This is a genomic window from Mycobacterium sp., assembly GCF_032162105.1.
Taxonomy (GTDB): domain Bacteria; phylum Actinomycetota; class Actinomycetes; order Mycobacteriales; family Mycobacteriaceae; genus Mycobacterium.
In genome coordinates this window covers 1-5561 of the sequence record NZ_JAVRPS010000137.1, presented here as the reverse complement: position 1 = coordinate 5561, position 5561 = coordinate 1, and the positions used below count along the sequence as shown (strand labels likewise).

Sequence of the window (5561 nt, the reverse complement as noted above, 5' to 3'; positions counted from 1 at the left end):
CCCAGCTTCCTGGTGCGACCTTCCTGGACCACCCCCACTTGCCTCGGGAGCGACTGCGCGCCGTCGTCACGGGGTCCGATCGCAAGGCGCGTCGCAGTCACCTGGTGATCGGCGGCGGGACATGCGTCGGCCGCAGCAACTGGCGGGCCATCGTCACGCGGGCCACGAAGGCGATTGGATCACGGCAGCGGTACGCGATCGGGATCGGGGTGGAGGACCCCGTGTTCGGTGGCTTCCGCAGCCATTCCGACGATGGCGAGATCGACCGATGGGTGCCGATCCTGAAGGACTTCGACACCGTCACGGTCCGCGGACCCCGCAGCGCAGAACTGCTTGCCGACGCCGGATTCGAGGTCGCGATCTCGGGTGACCCGGCTCTGGTGCTGCCCTTGCCCGACGTCGAGCCGGAGGACGGCCTCATCGGCGTGAACCTCGGGTTCGGCGACGACCTGTGGGGACACGACCCCGACGCCCTCGTCGAGCGGACGTCTGCGGCCCTGCGTGAGCTTTCGAAGTCCGGTCACCGGGTGGTCGGAATCCTGCTGAACCCCGATGACGAACGGTGGACGAGGGCGGCGCTCGACGGCATCAGTACCGACGTGGTGCTGCCCGCCGACGCGGTGGGTGTGGCCGACGTCCTCGCGAAGTGCTCGGTCGCGATCGTCACCCGACTGCACGCCGCCATCCTCGCGTCGTTGTCGGGTACGCCCGTCGTCGCGTTGGAGTATCAACCGAAGTGTCGCGACTTCGCGCGCTCCATCGACGACGAGGCGTCCTTGATCCGCACCGACAAGCTGACTGCGGCAACGCTTCTGGACCAGGTGAATGCCGCATTGGCGGAATCTGCCACGATCCGGGCCCGCAAGCGCGCGGCGGTTTTGGTGCTGCGCGAACGGTTGCTGGCCGATTACGCCGACGCTCGGTCGCGGCTGGAGGTCGCGGTATGACGCCGACTGTCGGCGGTGAGCAATCAGTGCGGGCCGAGGGGTCCGCCGAGCAGCGCACGGCTGCTCTGGGTTTCGGCTGCGCCAGCCTCTACGAACTTCCCTCGAGGCGGGATCGCATGGTCGTGCTCGAGACCGCCTACGACGCGGGAATTAGAAGGTTCGACGTCGCGCCGATCTACGGCCTCGGGGTCGCGGAATCGGAGTTGGCGTCCTTTCTGAAGGGGCGTGACGACATCAGTGTCACAACGAAGTTCGGAATCAAGCCGACCCGTCTGTGCCGGGTTGCTGGTCGGATTCAACCGCCGGCGCGCCGAGTGCTGCGGCGGTCGTCCGGGCTGAAGGCGAAGGTCAAGACCTCCGGTGCCAAGCGCGGCTCCGGAACCGTCGGACGGCTCCTCTACGGGGCGCACGACTACTCGGTCGACAACGCCAGGCGTTGCCTCACTGCCAGTTTGCGGACCCTGCGCACGGATCGCATCGAGTACTTCTTCCTGCACGAGCCCATTGGGCAGCTGGATCCGCGCATCGGCGAACTGGCCGATTATCTGGACAGCGAACAGTCGCGGGGTGTCATCGGGCACTGGGGTCCTGCCGGTGACCTGTCGGGGATGGACGGCAATCTCGCCGCACTGTTGCGACGGGCGTCGGCCATGCAGTTCCCCTACGACCTCACCGGTGGCTTCGCGGGACCGGATCCCGAGCAGCAGCGGCCGACGATCACCTTCGGTTTCATCGCCGCGACATTGCCCACCGTCCGTGCGGTGCTGGAGAAGGATCCGGCGTTGCGGCGGCGGTGCAGCGAGTTGCTCGACGCCGACGTCACCGACCAGCGCGTCGTCTTCGCGCTGTTGGTGCGCGACGCGGTGCGGCGCAACCCGTTCGGTGTGGTGCTGCTGTCGTCGACGAAGACCGAGAACGTCCGCGCAGCCTGTGCGGCGGCGAGCGTCGCGCTCCGACACGAGGACGAAGTGGCAGGCACCATCCGACAGGCCTGCCTTGCAACGGAGGTCGGGCGATGATCATCTCGGGCAACGATCTCGCCAACGGGACCAGGTTGCGGTCACGGTTGGTGGTCGTCGGGGCCGGTCCGGCAGGCATCGTTACCGCGCTGGAGGCGTGCAGGCGCGGCGTCGACGTCATCCTCGTCGAGACCGGTAACCGCAAGCCACGCAGGGCATACCAGAACCTCTCGGTGGCGCGGAGAAAGCGGCCAGAGATGCACGCTCCGGTCGAGCTCGCGGTCAGCCGTCAGCTGGGAGGCACGTCGGCGATCTGGGGCGGCCGTTGCGTGCCGTATGACCGCATCGACTTCATCGAGCGCGACATCGCTCCCGAGTCCGTCTGGCCGATTCGCTACGACGAGGTGCAGCGACATTACGGGCGGGCGTGCGAGTGGATGCTCTGCGGTCGGCCGGTGTTCGACGCGCACGTGCTCGATCACCTTCCCGAAGAGATGATTCCGGGCCTGCCGGACGGCGACATCTCGACGTCGGCGCTGGAAAGGTGGTCGCTCCCCACTGATTTCGGCAAGGTGTACTACGAGGAACTGCGCGACAGAGCCGGCATCCGGGTGATCACGGACTCGACCTGCGTGCGGATCGACCTCGACGACGACCAGACCCGCGCATCCGGGATCGAGTGCCAAACGCTTTCTGGGGTGTCGTTCAGCGTCAGCGGTGACGAGATCGTGATCGCCAACGGCGGTCTGGAGAGCACCAGGCTGTTGATGTGCTCTCCTGGGCCGGGCGATCGGAGCATCGGAGACCACTCGGGGCACCTGGGCCGGTGGTACATGGCTCACCTCGAAGGGGTGGTCGCCGACTTGGTGCTCACCACACCGCCGGAGGACACGATCTACTGGTATGAACGGGATGTCGACGGCTCCTATGTCAGGCGTCGTTTCACGTTCGCCGAGGGATACCAGCTCGAGCACGGCCTGCCGAACATCTCGGGCTGGATCGCCAATCCCGAATTGGCGGACGCGCGCCACGGCAATGCCCAACTGTCCCTGACCTACCTGTTGCTCATCTCCCCCCTGGGATTCCTGTTCGCCCCACTGGTGCAGCGACTCTCGTTGACGGGCACCAGGATTCCCGGTACTCCGTACGGCATGGCGACCAGGTCACCGGTGCGAGCCCACCTGGCCAACATCGTGCGGCATCCGATCTCGACCCTCCGGTTCATCGTCGACTTCGGTGTCAAGCGTCTCTTCGCGCGTGGGCGCAAACCGCCGGGGTTCTTCGTGCCCAACCCGGAGAACCGTTATCCCTTCCAGTACCACGCCGAGCACCTGCCGCACTTCGAGAGTCGGGTGACGTTGGCGGAGGAGACCGACGATCTCGGGATGCCCAAGCTCGACATCGACATCGTGTTCACCGACGACGACATTCGTGGAGTGCTCGACGCGCACCGACAGTGGGATCGATATCTGCGTGATACCGGCATCGGGAGGCTCGACTACCTCTCCGACGATCTGGAAGCGGCCGTATTGGACCGCACCGGAGGCGGTTTCCACCAGGTGGGTACGACCAGGATGTCGAAGGCGCCGGAGGACGGCGTCGTCGACCAGAACCTTGCCGTGCACGGTGTCGGAAATCTGCACGTGGTCAGCAGTTCGGTCTTCGTCACCTCGGGACAGGCCAACTCGACGTTCATGGTGGTGGTCTTCGCGGTTCGACTGATCGACCAGCTCTACGGCCCGCGGTAACACGGACGAATCGAGGCGCGACTGTGCACGACATCGAACGCGGTGAACTCCGCGGCCCCGCATGTGTCCTGGACGTCGACGTGGCGACCTGTGACGGGGCATCCGTCGACGTCGAGCGGTATGCGTCGGCTTGGTGTCTGATTCGCCGCGACGGTGTGGCCGTCGCGACGCGATTCCTCGACGTCGACGGCGACACGTCACTGGCGCTGGCGGATGTGGTCGACGGCGCCGCGGTGCCCGACGTCCCACCGATGCCCGACTCCCCGGACGCCGGGCAATTGTCGGTGACGGTGGTCATCTGCACCCGCGACCGACGCGACGGCCTGCTGACGACGTTGGCAAGCCTTGCCGCCCAGTCGGATTCGAAGTTCGAAGTCCTCGTGGTCGACAACTCGCGGGATGGCACCCTGGCGGCCGATCTGACCAGCTTCACCGGGTTGACGCTTCGCAGTTGCCACGAACCTGCTCCTGGGCTGTCGAGGGCGCGGAACCGGGGGCTCGCGGAGGTCGATTCCGATGTGATCGCGTGGATCGACGACGACGAGGTGGCCGACCGCGACTGGATGACGTGGATGAAACGAGGTTTCGCGGCGTCATCGCGACCGGACGCGGTCGCCGGAGTCATGCTGCCCGCCGAGCTCGAGACCGACGCGCAGGTGAACTTCGAGCGGTACGGAGGGTTCAACAAGGGCAGGGGGATGCTGCCCGAGATACTGCGGGCCGGAACGGCATCCGTGCCGGACCCGTTGTATCCGTTGCCCAACTTCGGCGCCGGAGGCAACATGGCCTTCCGCACGGGCGCGCTACGGGCAATCGGAGGTTTCGATACCTGTCTCGGCGCAGGAACGTTGACGCACGGCGGTGAGGAGACGCTGGCGTTGTCACTGCTGCTGCGCAAGGGCTCGACAGTGCTGCACTGGCCGCCTGCGGTCACCTGGCACTACCACCGGCGCACCGACGAAGCGCTGGAGAAGCAGTTCTTCGGCTACTCAGCGGGTCTGACCGCGTTCTACATGAGCACTCTCCACGCGTCGCCACGCAGCATCTGGCGGATCCTCGGCATCGTGCCGAGCGGGATGCGCAGAATGCTCGCCAACCGTAAGACTGGCGGCCGGGGCGGCCCGCCGGCGGGATTTCCCGACCACCTGTTGCGGGCCGGCAGAAGAGGACTGCTCGAGGGCGCTTGGCTGTACGTGCGCGAGGCCCACAGGCAGCGGGCGGCGAGGAACGCCCCGGAGTGAGGTTCGGACTCGCCGATGCCTTCGCCAACCCTCGGGCGGCCATCTCGTCGGCGTTCGCGACCTTGTACTTCAGGATGCGCAAGGTCGACAGCGGGGGCTTGGTGCTGTGCACGGGCCGGCCGCCCATTCTGTTCACCCGCGGCCACGTCAGCGTCGGGCCCGACGTAGTGTTTCGCGGTGTGATGCTCCGATCCGAATTCGGCGCGGTCGAGGGCGGCGTGATCCGCGTCGGTGCGCGCACCTTCATCAACGAAGGGGCGTCAGTGGTCGCACACCACCACGTCGAGATCGGGAGTGATTGCCGGATCGGTGAATTGGTCGGGATCTTCGATACCGACCACCACGAGGTCGACAGCGTCAGCGATCTCCGACGAGCGCCCGTGCACATCGGCGACAACGTGTGGATCGGTCGATCGGCGATCATCCTGCCCGGTGTCACGATCGGTGACAACGCGGTGGTGGCCGCGGGCGCGGTCGTGACCAAGGACGTCCCGGATGCCACCCTGGTCGCAGGCAACCCCGCACGCGTCGTCAGGACACTGGTCGTCGACGACGGTTGGCGGCGTACGTGACCGTCCTGCATGGGCAGGATGGATCGTGACGATGTGCCTGCGGCTGGCAGCGCTTACCGCCACGGTGGCGATGCTGGCGCCCACCGCTCCCGCC

Annotated in this window: 5 protein-coding genes; all 5 read left to right on the top strand. The window is 66.6% G+C overall.

Annotation, left to right across the window (positions count from 1 at the left end):
• Positions 1-947: polysaccharide pyruvyl transferase family protein (locus QOC69_RS06730; protein WP_526437629.1), on the top strand; the 947-nt coding region annotated here is incomplete at its 5' end.
• Complete coding sequence (locus tag QOC69_RS06725; protein ID WP_526437627.1) at positions 944-1966, top strand: aldo/keto reductase; 1023 nt, start codon at positions 944-946, stop codon at positions 1964-1966. The genes QOC69_RS06730 and QOC69_RS06725, both read left to right, overlap by 4 nt.
• A complete protein-coding gene (locus QOC69_RS06720; protein ID WP_526437625.1) occupies positions 1963-3654 on the top strand; it encodes a GMC oxidoreductase in 1692 nt (563 codons plus the stop codon). The genes QOC69_RS06725 and QOC69_RS06720 overlap by 4 nt, the downstream gene beginning before the upstream one ends.
• Before the next feature lie 23 nt (positions 3655-3677).
• On the top strand, positions 3678-4895 hold the full coding sequence (locus QOC69_RS06715) for a glycosyltransferase family 2 protein (RefSeq protein WP_526437623.1): 1218 nt from the start codon (positions 3678-3680) through the stop codon (positions 4893-4895).
• Positions 4892-5467 (top strand): acyltransferase, encoded by a 576-nt coding sequence (locus QOC69_RS06710; RefSeq protein WP_526437621.1) that lies wholly within the window; start codon positions 4892-4894, stop codon positions 5465-5467. Before QOC69_RS06715 ends, QOC69_RS06710 begins: the two co-directional genes overlap by 4 nt.
• Positions 5468-5561: the final 94 nt, after the last annotated feature.

Excerpts from the sequence above, each read along its gene's own strand:
- QOC69_RS06725 (WP_526437627.1), top strand. The coding sequence starts at position 944 with ATGACGCCGACTGTCGGCGGTGAGCAATCAGTGCGGGCCGAGGGGTCC.
- QOC69_RS06720 (WP_526437625.1), top strand. The coding sequence starts at position 1,963 with ATGATCATCTCGGGCAACGATCTCGCCAACGGGACCAGGTTGCGGTCA.